The organism is Pantoea sp. AG1095 (assembly GCF_003208415.1).
GTDB classification, from domain to species: Bacteria; Pseudomonadota; Gammaproteobacteria; order Enterobacterales; family Enterobacteriaceae; genus Pantoea; species Pantoea leporis.
The window spans coordinates 73289-88767 of sequence record NZ_QKMJ01000002.1; the positions used below are offsets into that span (position 1 = coordinate 73289).

Below are 15479 nucleotides of genomic sequence, written 5' to 3' on the forward strand. Positions count from 1 at the left end.
ATTAACGCATCTGCCGTAGCGGCGCAGTTTATTGCGCGATGAATCGCGCCGCTACAGCAGGTGCGCTCTATAATCTGTCAGCTCAACCGGTGCGTCGGGCGCGGTGGAAAACGCAGCGTGACGCGCGTGCCTTGCGCCTGCGGGGTGATCATCAGCGTGCCGGATAATCGCGCGGCGCGCTCCGCCATGATGGTGAGACCATAATGTCCTGGCGGCTCTTCGAGGCTGCTGATGCCGCAGCCATCGTCTTCGATGGTCAGTAAGTGGTCCTCATCAGCGACACGCTGATAGTGAATCTGAATATTGTGCGCCTGCGCATGGCGAATCGCGTTGAGCAGCGCTTCGCGCGCAATCTGCAGCACATGCACTTGCTGCTGCGCATCCAGCATCTGCAAGCCGGGCTGATAATCGAAGTCGATTGCTGCCTGCGATTGCTCCTGCAGCGGCGCAATCATCGCCTGCATCGCCTGCACCAAATCAGCCTGTTCGATGGTCAGACGGAAGGTGGTCAGCAGTTCGCGTAGCTGCTGATAGGCTTCGGCCAGCGCGCGATCGAAATCAGCGATAATCGCCAGCGCCTGCGGTTGCGACCCATCGACATTGCGTCGCAGCAGCGCCAGCTGGATGCGCAGGAAAGAGAGCGACTGCGCCAGCGAATCGTGCAGTTCACGCGCAATGGTGGCGCGCTCTTCTATTAATAGCATCTGCTGATACTGCTTTTGCGTCTGCCAAATCCACAGTGCGCGCGCCAGCATGTTCGCCAGGCTCTGCATCAGTTCGTCGGCGGGCGGTGCGCGGTGGGTTTGCCAGCACAGTTCGCCCAGCCGCTGCTCTTCCTGCATCAACGGCAAACGCTGCCAGCTCACCTCATCCGCCGCCACACCGGCCTGAAACTCAATCCCTTCGCTGACAATTTTCAGCACCGTCAGCGCTTCACGGCGCTGTACCAGACGCAGCAATCCCTGAAACAGTTCGGGATTGGGTGGGCTGCTGGTGAGAATTTGTGAGCTTTCATACAGTAGAGAAAGTGTGCGATTGGCCTGGGTGAGATCTTCGGTTTTATCACGCACCGCGCACTCCAGCAGGCGATAGTGCGAATGCAGCCGTTCGGCCATGGTAGTAAAAGCCTGCGCCAGCACGCCCAGTTCATTCGGCTGTTGCACCGGCAGCGGCGGAAAAGCGAAGTTCGCCTGCTCAACATATTGGCTGGCGGTCACCAGCGCGTTGAGCGGTCGCACCACGTTGCGGCGGATAAAGCGAATCGTCCACAACGCCAGCGCCACAATCGCCAGAAAACCGAACAGGCTGCTGGCGGCCACCAGATGCATCTTCAGTTCAGCATAATGCTGTAATGCCAGCACGAAGCGGTCGATCTCGCTGACGTAGCCCGCGACACGCTGCTGGTAGATTTGTGCCCGCCTGGGCTGCAACGTTTCCTGCAGCATCGGCCAGCTGTGACGCAGATAGCGATAGCGGCTACTCACTTCAAGCGGTACCCACGCGCGCTCCAGATGCTGCAGCGCCGGGGATTCCAGCGTTTGCCGGTAGAGTTGGATGTGATGATCCAACTGCTGCGGATCGCGCGTGCTGTCCCACGCCAGACGGTATATCTGCATGCGCAGCGATCCGGCGACATTCACCGCTTCGGCATCGCGCAGGCTGCTGGAGAGCGTCATCAGCGCCAGCCCGGTGGTCAACAGCGACAGCAGCACAATCACGCTAAGTGCGCGCGCAATGGTACGAGTAACGGGACGTTTCACAATCACAGTAATAACCCTTGTAAGAGCGGGGGATTATAGGGCAGCCGTGCGGTGACGGCGAGTGACATCTCGTCACATCAGGTTACTTTTAACAGAGAAAACCCTTTCTCTTTACCTTTCTCTAAATAACCCGCGCTAAGCTGGCGAATTATTAAACGGCTTTACGGCTTGCTCAACCTGGTTTTCATTCCCTGCGTGATAATAAGTCCTGTAACGCTTAACCCTTAACGGAAGACAACAGGAGCATCACATGAAGAGACGTTATGCCGTTCTGACTGCTGCACTGCTTGCCACCGCAAGTTTCTCGACGCTGGCGGCCCAGCCCGTAAGCGCCACGCAAGCGCAAAACCTGCAAAGCGCGGGCACCGTTTCCATCAGCGGCGTACGCGGCTCGCTGGATGACGCAACGCGCCATCTGTCGCAAAAAGCGCAAGAGGAAGGTGCCAGCGGCTATCGTGTTATTGGTGTACAAACTCCGGGCGACTCCAGCCTGTGGAGCGGCACCGCAGAGATTTATCGTTAATTCCCTCCAGTAGTTATCCCTGTAGCCATCCCTTTACCGGTCAGCCCTCTGGCCGGTTTTTTTGTGCACCGCGACGGATTATTACAATTCATCTTGTGCAGCCTGGCGGTATTTTTTGCTTCGTTCTTGCAGAACGGGTAGGATTCATCGCCGTAAATTCCCAGCCCGCCACGCGACATCGTTCCGCCGCTGTGACACCGGGTTTTTACCCCATTTCGCACCGCCATACGCAATCGTTTGGTTACGCGGTGATTGATGGTCAGGACAAACAGGATAGCTATGAAATCAACTAAAAAAACCGCAGCCGAACAACGCGCTGCGAAAAGACGCTGGCTCAACTCGCACGACAGCGGTTACCACAAAGCAATGGGTAACCGCCAGGTACAAATGATCGCCATCGGCGGTGCTATCGGTACCGGTCTGTTCCTCGGTGCTGGCGCGCGCCTGCAAATGGCCGGTCCTGCACTGGCGCTGGTTTATCTGGTGTGCGGTATCTTCTCCTTCTTTATCCTCCGAGCGTTGGGCGAACTGGTGTTACATCGTCCTTCCAGCGGCAGCTTTGTTTCTTATGCGCGTGAATTCCTTGGGGAAAAAGCGTCTTACGTTGCGGGCTGGATGTATTTCGTTAACTGGGCGATGACCGGTATCGTCGATATCACCGCAGTCGCGCTTTATATGCACTATTGGGGCGCGTTTGGCGATGTGCCGCAGTGGGTGTTTGCGCTAGGCGCGCTGGCGATTGTCGGCACCATGAACATGATCGGCGTGAAGTGGTTCGCCGAGATGGAGTTCTGGTTCGCGCTGGTGAAAGTGCTGGCTATCGTGGTGTTCCTGATTGTCGGCGTGGTGTTCCTCGGCAGCGGTAAACCGCTGGACGGCAATACCACCGGCTTCCATCTGATCACCGATAACGGCGGTTTCTTCCCGCACGGCTTGCTGCCAGCGCTGGTGTTGGTGCAGGGCGTCGTGTTCGCCTTCGCCTCGATTGAGCTGGTAGGTACCGCAGCAGGCGAATGTAAAGATCCCAAGACCATGCTGCCAAAAGCCATCAACAGCGTGATCTGGCGTATCGGCCTGTTCTACGTCGGTTCCGTGGTGCTGCTGGTACTGCTGCTGCCGTGGAATGCCTATCAGGCGGGGCAAAGTCCGTTCGTGACCTTCTTCTCCAAACTGGGTGTGCCTTATATCGGTAGCGTAATGAACATCGTGGTGCTGAGCGCCGCGCTGTCGAGCCTCAACTCGGGTCTCTATTCCACCGGCCGTATTCTGCGCTCCATGTCGATGGGCGGTTCTGCGCCACAGTTTATGTCGAAGATGAGCAAACAGCAGGTGCCGTATGCCGGCATTCTGGTCACCGTTGCCGTTTACATCATCGGCGTGGTGCTGAACTACTATGTGCCGTCGCAGGTGTTTGAAATCGTTCTGAACGTGGCGTCACTCGGCATCATCTCGTCGTGGGCCTTTATCGTGGTGTGCCAGATGCGTCTGCGCAAAGCGATCAAAGAGGGTAAAGCCGAAGATGTCAGCTTCAAGCTGCCGTGGGCGCCGTTCACCTCCTGGTTGACGCTGCTGTTCCTGGTGAGCGTGCTGGTGCTGATGGCGTTCGACTATCCGAACGGGACGTACACCATCGCCTCGATTCCCCTGATTGCCGTGGTGCTCGTGCTGGGTTGGTTTGGCGTGCGCAAACGCGTTAATGCCGAAGCGATGAAAGAGCACGAACATCATGCTGACGACCAGGATGATGTATCGCCGAAACTGGCGGACGATAACGCGCGTTAATCGTAGCGATTCTCATCTACGGGGGCCTTTTGGCCCCCGTTTTTATTTCAATTCCCCTTCACTTGATCCCACGTCGGGATTTACCCCTTTGGGGTGATATAGCCCTGTTTAGCGTCAGGTTATTTTACGCACCATCTCTCTTTCCCCCGTTTAAGGTGAACCGATGGCGCTGTCGCGACGTGAACTCTTTACCGGGCAGCGCGTAGCGTCTGCTGACGGCATCGCTTTGCCATGGTGGCGGGGAGTGAAGGGTTGTGATGGCTGCGGCAAATGCGTCTCGGCCTGCGAAACCCACATCATCCGCCTGGCTGCCGGTGAAGTGCCGCACCTCGATTTTCTGCAGGGCGAATGCACGTTTTGCGCCGCGTGCATAGACGCTTGCCCGCAGCCGCTGTTCCACGCGCGTGAAACCGAGCCGTTTCCACAGCGCATTCGCATCGACAACCGCTGCATCACCTTCCTGGGCGTGAACTGCCGCAGCTGTCAGGAGAGTTGTGAACAGCAAGCCATCCGTTTCCAGCTGATGCCGAACGGCATCGCACAGCCTGAAACCCTTCCGCAGCATTGCACCGGTTGCGGCGCCTGCATCGCGCCTTGCCCGGTCTCAGCCACAGGATTACATCATGAACCATGAAAACAGTTGGCACGTCTGCGGCCTGGTGATTCAGGCGCGGCCGGCGTCGATTCCCGCCGTAAAAAGTGCGCTGCTGGCCTTTGCCGATTGCGACATCGCCGCGGAAGACGCCGCGCGCGGCACGCTGGCGGTGACGCTGGGTGCCGTGGATAGCGCCGCGCTGCTGCGCAATATTGAAGAGAGCCGCAACATCGCTGGCGTGTTGGCGGTATCGCTGGTCTATCAGCAGCAAGACGAAATTGAAGAACCTTGTAAGGAAGCATCATGAGCATAAGTCGTCGTGATTTTATGAAGGCCAATGCGGCGGCTGCTGCTGCAACGGCTGCAGGACTCACCATTCCCACCGTCACCAAAGCCGCGACCTCGCTGGCTGCGCCAATTCGCTGGGAAAAAGCGCCGTGTCGATTCTGCGGTACCGGCTGTGGCGTGCTGGTTGGCACCCAGGATGGCCGCGTAGTGGCGTCGCAGGGCGATCCGCAGGCAGAAGTGAACCGCGGTCTGAACTGTATCAAAGGCTATTTCCTGCCGAAGATCATGTACGGGAAAGATCGTCTGACCCAGCCGCTGCTGCGCATGACCGACGGTAAATATGCCAAAGAGGGCGAGTTCACCCCGGTCAGCTGGGATCAAGCCTTCGACATCATGGAAGAGAAGTTCAAAGCGGCGCTGAAAGCCAACGGCCCGGATTCGGTTGGCATGTTCGGTTCCGGTCAGTGGACGGTGTGGGAAGGTTATGCGGCCTCCAAGCTGATGAAAGCCGGTTTCCGCACCAACAACCTCGATCCCAATGCGCGTCACTGCATGGCTTCAGCGGTGGTTGGCTTTATGCGCACCTTCGGCATGGACGAACCGATGGGCTGCTACGACGACATCGAGCAGGCCGACGCTTTTGTGCTGTGGGGCTCCAACATGGCGGAGATGCATCCGATTCTGTGGTCACGTATTACCGCGCGTCGTCTCAGCCGTGAGAATGTCAAAGTGGCGGTGCTTTCCACCTATCGTCATCGCAGTTTTGAGCTGGCCGACAACGCGATGGTGTTCACACCGCAGAGCGATCTGGCGATCCTCAACTTCATCGCCAACTACATTATTCAGAACAACAAGGTTGATAAAACCTTCCTGCAGAATCACGTTACGCTACGTAAAGGCGTGACCGACATCGGTTACGGTTTGCGCTCCACCGATCCGCGTCAGGCTTCGGCGAAGAACCCGGACAGCGGCGAATCCACGCCGATGAGCTTTGACGAGTTTGCGAAGTTTGTCTCTGAGTACACGGTGGAAAAAGCCAGCGCAATGAGCGGTGTGGAGAAAGATCAACTCATCGCCCTCGCCGAGCTGTATGCCGATCCGAAAGTCAACGTGGTGTCGTACTGGACCATGGGCTTCAACCAGCATACGCGCGGCGTGTGGGCCAATAACCTGTGCTACAACCTGCACTTATTGACCGGCAAAATTTCACGTCCGGGCACCGGTCCGTTCTCGCTCACCGGCCAGCCGTCGGCGTGCGGCACGGCGCGTGAAGTCGGCACCTTTTCGCACCGTTTACCGGCGGACATGGTGGTCAATAATGACAAACACCGCGCCACCGCCGAGAAGCTGTGGAAGCTGCCGCAGGGCACGGTGCCGGCCAAAATTGGTTTGCATGCCGTGGCGCAGGATCGCGCGCTGAAAGATGGCAAGCTCAACGCCTACTGGGTGATGTGTAACAACAACATGCAGGCCGGTCCGAACCTGACGCAGGAGCGTATGCCGGGCTGGCGCGATGAGCGCAACTTCATCGTAGTCTCCGATCCCTATCCCACCGTCAGCGCCTTGTCGGCTGACCTGATTCTGCCCACTGCGATGTGGGTGGAGAAAGAGGGCGCGTATGGCAACGCCGAGCGTCGTACTCAGTTCTGGCATCAGCAGGTGAAAGCGCCGGGCGACGCGAAATCCGATCTGTGGCAGCTGGTGAATTTCTCCAAACGTTTCAAAGTAGCGGAAGTGTGGCCGGAAGCGCTGCTGGCGCAGAATCCGGAGCTGCGCGACAAAACGCTGTTTGATGTGCTGTACGCCAACGGCCAGGTCAACCAATTCCCACTGAGTGAAGTGGCAGATGATCAGTTGAATGATGAAGCGCGCGAGTTTGGTTTCTACATCCAGAAAGGCTTGTTCGAAGAGTACGCCAGCTTTGGACGCGGTCACGGCCACGATCTTGCGCCGTTCGATGCTTACCATCAGGCGCGCGGCCTGCGCTGGCCGGTGGTGGATGGCAAAGAGACGCGCTGGCGCTATCGCGAAGGTTACGACAGCTACGTCAAAGCCGGTGAAGGCGTGCGTTTCTACGGCAAGCCGGATGGTAAAGCCACCATTTTCGCGCTGCCCTACGAACCGCCAGCCGAATCGCCGGATGATGAGTACGACCTGTGGTTCTGTACCGGTCGCGTGCTGGAACACTGGCACACCGGCACCATGACGCGTCGCGTGCCGGAGCTGCACCGCGCAGTGCCGCAGGCGCTACTCTATATACATCCGCTGGATGCCAAAGAGCGCAATTTCCGTCGCGGCGAGAAAGTCCGCGTGGTGTCGCGTCGTGGCGAAACCCTTGCCACCGTGGAAACGCGCGGTCGCAATCAGCCGCCCAAAGGTCTGGTATTTATGCCGTTCTTTGATGCGGGCGTGCTGGCCAACAACGTCACGCTGGACGCCACCGATCCGCTGTCGAAGCAGACCGATTACAAAAAATGCGCCGTCAAGCTGGTTAAAATTTAAGGCAGGATGCAATGAAACCCTTAATCACACTTGTTACTTTGGCCGCCCTGATGCTGGGCAGCACGGTTTACGCCCACAACGGCGTCGATCTCAATCAGTCACCGGAAGTGACGGCCACGCAACAGGGCACCATTCATCAGCCCAAAGAGCAGAGCCGCAAGCCGTTGAACTACGTGAATCAGCCGCCGGTGATCCCGCATAGCGTCGATGGCTATCAGGTGACGAAAAACGTGAACCGTTGCCTGCAGTGTCACGGCACGCAGAGCTATCTCACCACCGGCGCGCCTCGCGTTAGTCCAACGCACTTCACCGATCGCGATGGACTGGTGAGCAGCACCGTGTCGCCGCGTCGCTACTTCTGCCTGCAGTGTCACGTACCGCAAACCGATGCCAAACCGGTGGTGGAAAACACCTTCAAACCGGCTGACGGCTTCGGTAAGTGAGGACATGATGAAAGAGAAACTTCTGCGCATCTGGCGCTGGTGGCGGCGTCCGAGCCGTCTGGCGCTCGGTACGCTACTGATTCTGGGCTTTGCTGGCGGCATCATTTTCTGGGGCGGCTTCAACACCGCAATGGAGATGACCAACCGCGAGCAGTTCTGTATCGGCTGCCATGAGATGCGTAATAACGTCTATCAGGAATATATGCAGACGGTGCACTACAACAACCGCAGCGGCGTGCGCGCCACCTGTCCGGATTGTCATGTGCCGCACGAGTGGGGCCCGAAAATGCTGCGTAAGATCCAGGCGAGCAAAGAGGTGTATGCCAAGATTTTCGGCATCATCGATACGCCGCAAAAGTTCGAGGATCATCGCATCAAGCTGGCGCAAAACGAGTGGCGCAGAATGAAAAACAACAATTCGCAGGAGTGTCGTAACTGCCACAACTTCGATTATATGGATTTCACCGCGCAGAAAACCGTGGCCGCGAAGATGCACAGCAAAGCAGTTGAGGAAGGGAAAACCTGTATCGATTGCCACAAAGGTATCGCGCACCATCTGCCCGATATGAAAGACCAACCCAACGGTTTTTGAGGCCTAACAACGCGGCAAGAATGGGCGTAATGCCGATCACTACCGCAGCGCATCAAACCACTGCACAATCCGTAGCGGCGCGATTTATCGCGCAACCCATTGCGCCGCTACACTCTGTGCACTGAGTCAGGAGCGCCCATCACGGCGACCGGCCTCACAATTCAGATAGTTTTCCCCGCCGCTTCGGCCTATCATCTCAGGCTCCCTCAATTTAGCAGTGGAGCGGTTATGTCGTTAAAGATCAACATCATCAAAGACAAGTTGCTGTCAGAAAACTGGTTTGTGCTGCGCAACTTCACCTACGAACTCACCCGCAACAACGGCGAAGTCGTGCGCCATAAGCGCGAAGTGTACGATCGCGGAAACGGTGCCACCATCCTGCTGTACAACACTGAAAAAAATAGCGTGCTGCTGGTGCGTCAGTTCCGCATTGCCACTTATGTCAATGGCAATGAAAGTGGCGAACTGATTGAGACCTGCGCCGGGCTGCTGGATGACGACTCGCCGGAAGATTGCATCCGCAAAGAAGCGATAGAAGAGACCGGCTATCAGGTGGGTAAGGTCGATAAAGTTTTTGAAGCCTACATGTCGCCGGGCGGCGTGACTGAACTGATCCACTTCTTCGCCGCGGAATACAGCGATGCACAGCGCGCCAACAAGGGCGGTGGCGTTGAGGATGAAGAGATTACCGTGCTGGAGCTGAGTTTCCCGGAGGCGCTGGCGATGGTGAAAGATGGCCGCATTCGTGACGGTAAAGCCATTATGCTGCTGCAGCATGCGCAGATTGCCGGTTGGTTGCAGGCGTAAACATAATCTCCCAATCGCACAGTTTCGTAGCGGCGCGATTCATCGCGCAATAAATTGCGCCGCTACAGCAATGTGTGGCCATCTTGCCTTACACACACTCTCCCAACGTTTCCGGGACGCATTGCGGATACGCCTGCAGTCTTGCCAGTGCTTCGGCATACGAAGGCATCGAGTGCGCTGCACCGGAGCGTTCCACACACAGCGAAGCATAAGCTGAAGCAAACAGCGCCGCCTGCGGCAGTTCATCGCCGGAAGCCAGCCGCGCCGCCAGTGCGCCATTAAACGCATCGCCCGCGCCGGTGGTATCCAGCGGCTGAGCCGGGAACAGCGGAATTCGCAGCGGCGGCTGGTCTGCTACTGACAGCAACGCACCGCAAACCCCCAACGTAATAATCACCTGACGCGCCCCTTTGCGATGCAGCTTCTCTGCGGCTTGCTGCGCGCTGGCGAAGTCGGTGACCTTCACGCCGGTCAGCTGCATCGCTTCGGTGCTGTTAGGCGTCAGCAAATCCACTTTTGCCAGCAGCGCATCGGTGACCTTCTGCCACGGCGCAGGATTCATAATCACAAAGGTGCCACCGGCGCGCGCGTTGTCGATCATGCGCTGAATGGCGCTGAGATTATTCTCCAGCTGCACCAGCAGAATATCGGCTGCCGCAACGGTGGGTTGGCAGCGCGTCACCTCGGCGGCTGTTACGGTGGTGTTCGCGCCGGGATAGACCGAAATCATGTTCTCGGCATCGTCCCCGGCGACATAAATCAGCGCATTGCCGGTCGGTTTCTCCTTGCAGGTAAACAAGGTAATGGCATCGAAACCGGTCTTTTCCAGATGGCGACGCGCAAACATGCCGAAGTCATCATTACCAATCTTACCGATATAGTGCACGCGCGCGCCGGCGCGCAGCGCGGCCGTCGCCTGATTCGCGCCTTTGCCGCCCGGTCCCATCATGCTGGTATGGGCGGTGAGCGATTCGCCCGGCATCGGAAAGCGGTTCATTACCGCGACTACGTCGAGGTTGAACGAGCCAAACACACACACTTTTCCTTTCATCATGCACTCCTGAACAGACGTTCGGCGGCTAAACAGGCACCGCGACAACCGGTGTGGTCGGTGGATTGGCTAAACACGATCTTCAAACCCTCACGCGTGGCGGGTGGACGAAGATGCTGCTGAATCTGGCTGCGCAGCTGTGCCAGCGGGAAGTCCGCCATCGCCAGCACGCCGCCGCCCAGAATCAGGTATTCCGGATCGAGGATGTTCATCTCGGTGGCAATCAGTTGCGCCAGCCGCTGTACAAAAGCCTGCAGCTCCGGATGCTCACGATGCTGGGTAAACAGCGCCGACATGTTGGTATCCGGCACATGGGTGCTCGCCCAGCGACTCAGCCAATGGCCCGACGTCACGGTTTCCGCACAGCCACGATTGCCGCACGGGCAGGGCAGATCGTTGCCGGCAACAGGCACATGACCAAGCTCACCCGCGCCACCGTGTTGACCATGATAAAACTGGCCGTTAAGCCACAGGCTGTTGCCCATGCCGGTGCCGGGATACAAACCCACCGCGCTGTCTGGCAGCTGCTCCAGCTGCAGTAAATCCCACAGCATCAGATGGTTAACATCTTTGTCCATCGCCACCGGTACGCCAAGGCGTTCGGTGAGGCGCGCGGCAACCGGTTGCTGGTCCAGCGCCTGAATAAACGGCAGCGAAATCACCTGCTGGCGGTCGCGGCTGAGAATGCCGGGTAACCCGAGCATCACGCCGCTAACTGGCTGCTGCTCCAGCGTTTCGCTGATTAACTGGCCCAACGCGTTAAGTGCATCAGGCTGCTGCGCCCAGCTGGCCGTCGGCACTTTACGGAAGCTCGACCAAACGCGGCCTGCTTCCATCAGCTGCAGACGTGTGCCGGTGCCGCCAATGTCGATACCAAGCCAGCATTTTTTCATGCGGATACCTGCGCCAATCCCTGAGCCTCATCAATGCTTTCGCGCATCATATTCCAGGCGGTTTCCAGATCGTCGTGAATATTGAACAGGCCGGAGGTGCCGACAATCAGCACTTCTGCGCCCGCGCCGACCAGCGTGTTGTAGGTGCGGGTGTTACAGGAACCGTCGATCTCAATCAGATATTGATAGCCGTTGGCCTGCTTCAGCGCTTTCAGCTCCTGTACCTTCTGCACCATTTCCGGAATAAACGGTTGTCCGGCGTAGCCTGGGTCTACCGTCATCACGGTGATCTTATCCACCAGATGAATGTAGTGATGAATAAAGGAGACCGGCGTAGCAGGATTAAGCACCACGCCGACTTTCTTGCCGAAGCTGCGGATCATATTGATCACCCGGAATGCATCGCGGTTGATGGTTTCAGCGTGCGGGCAGATGTAATCGGCACCCGCTTTGGCAATCACTTCAATGAAATCGGTGGGCTGCTCGACCATCAAATGCACATCCAGCGCCACTTTGGTGAACGGGCGAATCTGCTCAATAAAGAACGGTGACAGCGTGATATTTTTCACGTAGTGACCATCCATAATGTCGATATGCAGGAAGTCGGCGCGGGAGTCCAGCACGGCGAGCTGGTGCTTGATCTCCATCAGATTCATACACATCAACGACGGGGAGACTTGAATACGCATCATACTTCCTTTTTTTCGGTCAAAGGGTTAAGCGCCGCCGCCAGTTTGCTGAGCTTGACGGCACGATGTTCGTTAAAGCGAGTTTTGAATTGTTTGAAGGCCAACACCACAATCAGCACCGCGCCCCACATTGCCAGGCTAACGTGCTGGCTGATGTTCATCAGGTTGAAGCCGGTGGAGAGCACTTGCAGGGCGATCAGCGCCAGCACCACGCCGGTCACGCGACCAAATCCGCCATTCGGGTCGGTGCCGCCGAGGATAATGGCCAGCACCGTCAGCAGCAGATAAGCATCGCCGTAACCCATACGCGCCGAGTTGAAGCGCGCCATCATGATCAAACCGGCCAACACACACAGCAGGCTGGAGATGACGTACACCAGAATCACCATGCGATGCGTATTGATGCCGCTAAACCAGGTGGCGTTGATGTTGCTGCCGCCCATGTAGATGCATTTACCGGCGCGGGTTTTGCCGAGGAACAGCGCCAGCAGCGCGGCGGCAAACAGGAACACCCACAGCGGCAGTGGAACGCCGAGCAGCGTGTTGGAACCGAGCGCCTGCACCACCGACGGCATGCCGCTGACGGCCGCGCCTTTGGTCAGCCAGATGCCGATGCCGTTCAGCGTCATCATGGTCGCCAGCGTCACCAGAATCGGGTGCGCACCGATGCGCGTTACCATCACGCCGGTAATCACGCCAATCAGCGCGGCAATCAGCATCGCGCCGATGATGGCGATGAACAGCCACAACAGTTGCATACCGGTTCCCGCATCGGCGGGCAGGGCGCGCATCAGCGTCCAGGCGATAAACAGCGCCGTCAGGTTGGCGGTGGCGATGATTGCCAGATTCAGTCCGCCGCTGAGAATGGCGATAAACATCGCCAGCGTCAGCAAGCCCAGTTCGGGCAGCTGAAATGCCATGCTCATAAAGGTCGAATCAGTGAGAAAGCGGCCCGGCAACATGACGGTAAAGATCGCCAGCGCCAGCGCGATTAACAGCATCAGGCCGATATTGGTGCCGTCCGGACGCAGAGCAGAGAGTGATTTCATGTTGATGCGGCTCCCGTTAGACGAAACTGACATCAGTTTCTTTACGTTTTTTGTAGTGAGTCACGGCGATGGCCACCATGATTACGCCGCCCACCACGATGTTCATGAAGTAGTTGGAGACGCCAATCAGGTTGAGGCCGTTCTTCAGGATGGCGATGAGGAACACGCCCATTAAGGTGCCGCTCACCGTGCCTTTGCCGCCCATCAGGCTGGCACCGCCCAGCACCGTGGCGGCCAGCACATCCAGCTCGCCGCCGACCAGCGCATTTGGCACCACTTCGCCCATGCGATAGACCTGCACCAAGCCGCCAATCGCCGCCATGGCACCCAGCCAGCCATAGGCGAAGACATGAATCAGACCGACGCGAATACCGATGCGGCGCGCCGATTCCGCATCGCCGCCCACCGCATACAGTTGGCGACCGAGATTGGTTTTGTTCAGCAGCAGCGCGGTGAGTCCGGCAATCACCAGCATGGTCACCAGCGGCAAGCCAATCTGGAAGCTGTTGCCTTGCCAGGTGAATGGCAGCACGCTGCGCAGCGTGATCCACCAGTCCGGCAGCGAATAGAGGCTTTTGCCGCCGGTTACCCACATCAACAGGCCAAACAGCAGCGACTGCATGCTGATGGTGATGATGATCGAGACGACGCGCAGCGTGGTGATCAGCAGGGCGTTGATCACGCCAAACAGCGTGCCGCACACCACCGCCAGCAGGATGCTGAGCAGGGCGTTATCAAACTGGAACTGCACAAACAGCGAGGCGATCAGGTATTGCACCACCGACGCCACCGCAGCAAAGGAGATATCGATGCCGCCGGTCACCAGCACCACAAACAGGCCGAGGGCAAAGATGCCGGTCACGGCGTAGCTTTCTGCCAGATCCAGCAGGTTTTGCACCGTCAGGAACTGATCGCTGGCGGCAGAGAAAAACACAATGAACGCCAGCAAAACCCAGGCCAGCCAGCCCTGGCTGGAGCTCGGACGTAAACGAGAAAAATCAGGCATTGATCACCTCCGCCAGCTGCTGTTGCTCAACGGTATCGGGTTGGTATTCGGCATGAACGGTGCCATCACGGAAGTGCAGGATGCGGTCGCAGTTGTACCAAACCTCCGGCACTTCGTCGGAAATCAGGATGATCGACAAACCCTCTTTTGCCAGCAGATGAATCAGTTGATAGATGCTGGCTTTAGCGCCGACATCCACGCCAACGGTGGGCGAATCGAGGATCAGGATGCGCGGCTGGGTCAACACCCATTTCGCCAGCACGATTTTCTGCTGGTTGCCGCCGGACAGCGTGGAGATGGCCAGATTGGGATCGGCAACACGCACGCCAAGCTGCTGAATCCACTGCAGGATCAGCTTGTTCTTGCGGTATTCATCAATCAGGTGGAAACGGTTTTGCAGCTTGTCGAGGATCGGCAGCACCATGTTGTCGGCCACCGATTGTTGCTGCACTAAACCCAGGGTTAAGCGATCTTCGGAGACGTAGCCGATGCCGGCTTTGATCGCATCTTCGTGCCCACGGAAGCGCACCGGTTTGCTGTCGAGCCAGATCTTGCCGCTGTCCGGTTTGGTCATGCCAAACAGCGACAGCGCCAGTTCGGTGCGTCCCGAGCCTAAAAGGCCGCACAGGCCCAGCACTTCGCCCTGATAGAGTTTGAAATTAACGTCATGGTATTGTCCGGCGCGCGTCAGTTTTTCGACTTCGAGGATCAGGCGATCGTCATGGCGCGTCGGCGTTTTCAGCTGATAGTCGAGCTTCAGGCCGGTCATCAGTTCGGTCAGATGATGCGGCGTCATCGCTTTGGCGGGCCAGCAGCCCATTTTGCGGCCGTCGCGGATCACCGTCACGCGATCTGAGATCTCCAGCACTTCATCCAGTCGATGGCTGACAAACACCACGCAGATGTTTTTGTCTTTCAGGTAACGCACGGTGCGCAGCAGCTGATTCACTTCGGTGCGCGTCAGCGACGCCGTCGGCTCATCCATGATCACCAGCCGCGCATCGGCGACCAGCGCGCGGCAGATCGCCACCTGCTGACGCTGCGCAATCGACAGCGACGCCACTTTCTCATCGAGATCGAGTTCAAACTTCAGTTCATCAATGATGCGCTGCGCAGTTTCACGCAGTTTGGCTTTGCGATGCCAGCCGAGCAGGCTATTCAGGTTGTGCTCGAAGGCGATGTTTTCCGCCACGCTAAGGTTGGGGAACAGCGACAGATCCTGATAAATCACCTGGATACCGAAGTCACGCGCCTGGCGAGTGGTCAGACGCGGAAAGCTCGGGCCGTCGCCCAGCGTGATACGGCTGCCGCTATCCGGGGCGTGCACCCCGGAAATGACTTTGATTAAGGTGCTCTTGCCACAGCCGTTGGTGCCAGCGAGACAGTGCACTTCGCCAGCCAGTAAGGTCAGCGAGATATCGCTCAGTGCGCGGTTGCCACCAAATGTTTTCGACAAGTTGTCGAGCGCAATCAGCGTCTGTGGGATCACCTCATTCATC

The 15479-nt window shown here is 57.8% G+C and carries 15 protein-coding genes; 8 read left to right on the forward strand and 7 right to left on the reverse strand.

Translation table 11 applies throughout. From position 1 onward, the window contains the following. Positions 1 to 77: 77 nt before the first annotated feature. On the reverse strand, positions 78 to 1766 hold the full coding sequence (gene narQ / locus DEU53_RS06930) for a nitrate/nitrite two-component system sensor histidine kinase NarQ (RefSeq protein WP_110866499.1): 1689 nt from the start codon (positions 1764 to 1766) through the stop codon (positions 78 to 80). Positions 1767 to 2010: 244 nt separating this feature from the next. Here narQ and DEU53_RS06935 point away from each other — a divergent pair, with 244 nt between their 5' ends. From DEU53_RS06935 to nudK, 8 genes are all read left to right on the forward strand, one after another. Next, a complete protein-coding gene (locus DEU53_RS06935; protein WP_101763534.1) occupies positions 2011 to 2283 on the forward strand; it encodes a YdgH/BhsA/McbA-like domain containing protein in 273 nt (90 codons plus the stop codon). A gap of 279 nt (positions 2284 to 2562) precedes the next feature. After that, positions 2563 to 4065 carry an L-asparagine permease gene (gene ansP / locus DEU53_RS06940; RefSeq protein ID WP_101763535.1) on the forward strand — a complete coding sequence of 501 codons (1503 nt, stop codon included), beginning with the start codon at positions 2563 to 2565 and terminating at the stop codon, positions 4063 to 4065. 163 nt (positions 4066 to 4228) lie between these two features. Further along, a complete protein-coding gene (gene napF, locus DEU53_RS06945) occupies positions 4229 to 4699 on the forward strand; it encodes a ferredoxin-type protein NapF (RefSeq protein ID WP_110866500.1) in 471 nt (156 codons plus the stop codon). Beyond that, positions 4689 to 4967, forward strand: a complete 279-nt coding sequence (locus tag DEU53_RS06950; protein ID WP_110866501.1) for a chaperone NapD — start codon at positions 4689 to 4691, stop codon at positions 4965 to 4967. The genes napF and DEU53_RS06950 overlap by 11 nt, the downstream gene beginning before the upstream one ends. Next, a complete protein-coding gene (gene napA, locus DEU53_RS06955; protein WP_110866502.1) occupies positions 4964 to 7450 on the forward strand; it encodes a nitrate reductase catalytic subunit NapA in 2487 nt (828 codons plus the stop codon). Before DEU53_RS06950 ends, napA begins: the two co-directional genes overlap by 4 nt. Before the next feature lie 11 nt (positions 7451 to 7461). Next, entirely contained in the window at positions 7462 to 7893 is a 432-nt protein-coding gene (napB, locus tag DEU53_RS06960) for a nitrate reductase cytochrome c-type subunit (RefSeq protein WP_110866503.1), read from the forward strand. Between the two features lie 7 nt (positions 7894 to 7900). Next, on the forward strand, positions 7901 to 8485 hold the full coding sequence (napC, locus tag DEU53_RS06965) for a cytochrome c-type protein NapC (protein ID WP_101763540.1): 585 nt from the start codon (positions 7901 to 7903) through the stop codon (positions 8483 to 8485). Between the two features lie 228 nt (positions 8486 to 8713). Further along, a complete protein-coding gene (gene nudK / locus DEU53_RS06970) occupies positions 8714 to 9292 on the forward strand; it encodes a GDP-mannose pyrophosphatase NudK (protein ID WP_101763541.1) in 579 nt (192 codons plus the stop codon). 88 nt (positions 9293 to 9380) lie between these two features. On the opposite strand, the gene DEU53_RS06975 is transcribed toward nudK, so the two are convergent. The 6 genes from DEU53_RS06975 to DEU53_RS07000 are packed head-to-tail and all read right to left on the reverse strand — an operon-like array spanning position 9381 to position 15478. Further along, positions 9381 to 10343 carry a ribokinase gene (locus DEU53_RS06975; protein WP_101763542.1) on the reverse strand — a complete coding sequence of 321 codons (963 nt, stop codon included), beginning with the start codon at positions 10341 to 10343 and terminating at the stop codon, positions 9381 to 9383. Continuing rightward, positions 10343 to 11236: an allose kinase gene (gene alsK, locus DEU53_RS06980; protein ID WP_110866504.1), complete on the reverse strand. Its 894-nt coding sequence runs from the start codon at positions 11234 to 11236 to the stop codon at positions 10343 to 10345. Before alsK ends, DEU53_RS06975 begins: the two co-directional genes overlap by 1 nt. Then, entirely contained in the window at positions 11233 to 11925 is a 693-nt protein-coding gene (gene alsE / locus DEU53_RS06985; RefSeq protein ID WP_061717928.1) for a D-allulose 6-phosphate 3-epimerase, read from the reverse strand. The genes alsK and alsE overlap by 4 nt, the downstream gene beginning before the upstream one ends. Continuing rightward, positions 11925 to 12974: an ABC transporter permease gene (locus DEU53_RS06990; RefSeq protein WP_110866505.1), complete on the reverse strand. Its 1050-nt coding sequence runs from the start codon at positions 12972 to 12974 to the stop codon at positions 11925 to 11927. Before DEU53_RS06990 ends, alsE begins: the two co-directional genes overlap by 1 nt. 16 nt (positions 12975 to 12990) lie before the next feature. Further along, entirely contained in the window at positions 12991 to 13980 is a 990-nt protein-coding gene (locus DEU53_RS06995) for an ABC transporter permease (protein ID WP_101763545.1), read from the reverse strand. Further along, positions 13973 to 15478, reverse strand: coding sequence for a sugar ABC transporter ATP-binding protein (locus DEU53_RS07000; protein WP_110866694.1), 1506 nt, complete (start codon positions 15476 to 15478; stop codon positions 13973 to 13975). Before DEU53_RS07000 ends, DEU53_RS06995 begins: the two co-directional genes overlap by 8 nt. Between the last annotated feature and the right edge of the window lies 1 nt (position 15479).

What these genes read in the sequence shown, in the direction of transcription:
- DEU53_RS06935 (WP_101763534.1), top strand. Translation starts at nt 2,011, where the DNA reads ATGAAGAGACGTTATGCCGTTCTGACTGCTGCACTGCTTGCCACCGCA.
- ansP (WP_101763535.1), top strand. Translation starts at nt 2,563, where the DNA reads ATGAAATCAACTAAAAAAACCGCAGCCGAACAACGCGCTGCGAAAAGA.
- napF (WP_110866500.1), top strand. Translation starts at nt 4,229, where the DNA reads ATGGCGCTGTCGCGACGTGAACTCTTTACCGGGCAGCGCGTAGCGTCT.
- DEU53_RS06950 (WP_110866501.1), top strand. Translation starts at nt 4,689, where the DNA reads ATGAACCATGAAAACAGTTGGCACGTCTGCGGCCTGGTGATTCAGGCG.
- napA (WP_110866502.1), top strand. Translation starts at nt 4,964, where the DNA reads ATGAGCATAAGTCGTCGTGATTTTATGAAGGCCAATGCGGCGGCTGCT.
- napB (WP_110866503.1), top strand. Translation starts at nt 7,462, where the DNA reads ATGAAACCCTTAATCACACTTGTTACTTTGGCCGCCCTGATGCTGGGC.
- napC (WP_101763540.1), top strand. Translation starts at nt 7,901, where the DNA reads ATGAAAGAGAAACTTCTGCGCATCTGGCGCTGGTGGCGGCGTCCGAGC.
- nudK (WP_101763541.1), top strand. Translation starts at nt 8,714, where the DNA reads ATGTCGTTAAAGATCAACATCATCAAAGACAAGTTGCTGTCAGAAAAC.
- DEU53_RS06975 (WP_101763542.1), bottom strand. Translation starts at nt 10,343, where the DNA reads ATGAAAGGAAAAGTGTGTGTGTTTGGCTCGTTCAACCTCGACGTAGTC.
- alsK (WP_110866504.1), bottom strand. Translation starts at nt 11,236, where the DNA reads ATGAAAAAATGCTGGCTTGGTATCGACATTGGCGGCACCGGCACACGT.
- alsE (WP_061717928.1), bottom strand. Translation starts at nt 11,925, where the DNA reads ATGCGTATTCAAGTCTCCCCGTCGTTGATGTGTATGAATCTGATGGAG.
- DEU53_RS06990 (WP_110866505.1), bottom strand. Translation starts at nt 12,974, where the DNA reads ATGAAATCACTCTCTGCTCTGCGTCCGGACGGCACCAATATCGGCCTG.
- DEU53_RS06995 (WP_101763545.1), bottom strand. Translation starts at nt 13,980, where the DNA reads ATGCCTGATTTTTCTCGTTTACGTCCGAGCTCCAGCCAGGGCTGGCTG.
- DEU53_RS07000 (WP_110866694.1), bottom strand. Translation starts at nt 15,478, where the DNA reads ATGAATGAGGTGATCCCACAGACGCTGATTGCGCTCGACAACTTGTCG.